This is a genomic window from Arthrobacter sp. ZGTC131, assembly GCF_002929275.1.
Taxonomy (GTDB): domain Bacteria; phylum Actinomycetota; class Actinomycetes; order Actinomycetales; family Micrococcaceae; genus Arthrobacter.
The window spans coordinates 1-1,878 of the sequence record NZ_PJIK01000040.1; the positions used below are offsets into that span (position 1 = coordinate 1).

Annotated in this window: 1 protein-coding gene; it reads right to left on the reverse strand. The window is 65.5% G+C overall.

Features of this window, described 5'->3' with window-relative positions; all coding sequences use genetic code 11:
- Positions 1–1,877, reverse strand: a 1,877-nt coding sequence (gene aceE / locus CXQ90_RS21575) for a pyruvate dehydrogenase (acetyl-transferring), homodimeric type (protein WP_104141376.1), incomplete at its 3' end; no start/stop codon positions are given.
- Between the last annotated feature and the right edge of the window lies 1 nt (position 1,878).

Sequence of the window (1,878 nt, forward strand, 5' to 3'; positions counted from 1 at the left end):
CCGGTGCGCTGGAAGCCGAACATGGAGTAGAACACGTAGACCGGGACCAGCGGCACGCCGTGGGTGGCGTAGGCGGTGCCGGCGGCGGTGAAGGCTGCGACGGCGCCGGCTTCGTTGATGCCGGGGTGGATCAGCTGGCCCTGGGCGGATTCCTTGTAGGCCAGGACCAGGTCCCGGTCCACGGACAGGTAGTTCTGGCCCTTGGGGTTGTAGATCTTCGCCGTCGGGAAGAACGCGTCCATGCCGAACGTGCGCGCCTCATCCGGGATGATCGGCGCGATGTGCTTGCCGAAGTTCTTATCCCGCATCAGGTCCTTGAGCAGGCGGACGAAGGCCATGGTGGTGGCGGCCTGCTGCTTGCCCGAACCCCGCTTGGCCACGTCATACGTCTTGGCCTCCGGCAGCGCGATGTCGGAGTGCTTGGCGCGGCGTTCCGGCACGCTACCGCCGAGCGCGGCGCGGCGTTCCATCATGTACTGGATTTCCGGCGCGTCCGTACCCGGGTGGAAGTACGGCGGCTGGTACGGATCCTTTTCGAGCTGCTCATCCGTGACCGGGATCCGCAGGTGGTCGCGGAACTTCTTGAGGTCGTCGAGGGTGAGTTTTTTCATCTGGTGGGTGGCGTTGCGGCCTTCGAAGTGCGGGCCGAGTCCGTAGCCCTTGACCGTTTTGGCCAGGATCACGGTGGGCTTGCCCTTGAATTCAGTGGCTGCCTTGTACGCGGCGTAGACCTTGCGGTAGTCGTGGCCGCCGCGCTTGAGGTTCCAGATCTGGTCATCGCTGAGGTCCGCGACCATGTCCTTGGTCTGCGGGGTTTTGCCGAAGAAGTGTTCGCGGACGAACCCGCCGGATTCGGCCTTGTAGGTCTGGTAGTCCCCGTCCGGGGTTTCGTTCATGATCTTCACTAACGACCCGTCCGAGTCGCGGGTCAGCAGCTCGTCCCACTCCCGGCCCCAGACGACCTTGATGACGTTCCAGCCCGCGCCGCGGAAGAACGCCTCGAGTTCCTGCATGATCTTGCCGTTGCCGCGCACCGGCCCGTCGAGGCGCTGGAGGTTGCAGTTGATCACGAAGTTCAGGTTGTCCAGGTTCTCGTTCGCGGCGAGCTGGAGCAGGCCGCGGGATTCGGGCTCGTCCATTTCGCCGTCGCCCAGGAACGCCCAGACCTGCTGCTCGGCGGTGTCTTTCAGGCCGCGGTTGTGCAGGTACCGGTTGGACTGGGCCTGGTAGATCGCGTTCATCGGCCCGATGCCCATCGAGACGGTGGGGAATTCCCAGAACTCGGGCATCAGCCGCGGGTGCGGGTAGGAGGACAGGGCGTGCCCGGCCTTGGACTTCTCCTGCCGGAACCCGTCCAGGTCCTGCTCGGTCAGCCGGCCCTCCATGAAGGCCCGGGCGTACATGCCCGGGGAGGCGTGGCCCTGGAAGAAGACCTGGTCCCCGCCGCCGGGGTGGTCCTTGCCGCGGAAGAAGTGGTTGAAGCCGACCTCGTACAGGGTCGCGGCCCCGGCGTAGGTGGAGATGTGCCCGCCCACCCCGATGCCGGGGCGCTGGGACCGGTGCACCATCACCGCGGCGTTCCAGCGCATGTACGCCCGGTAGCGGCGCTCGAACTCCTCGTTGCCCGGGAACTCCGCTTCCTGGTCCGCCGGGATGGTGTTCACATAGTCCGTGGTGGTGACCATCGGAACCCCGACGCTCTGGGCGCCGGCACGCTGCAGGAGACTGCGCATGATGTATTGGGCACGCTCGGTGCCCTGTTCCCTGATCAGCGAATCCAGGGACTCAACCCACTCGGCGGTCTCTTCCGGATCACGATCAGGCAGCTGGTTAGTCAACCCGCTGAGGATATGGGAGGTATCTTCTCCTGCAGCCACG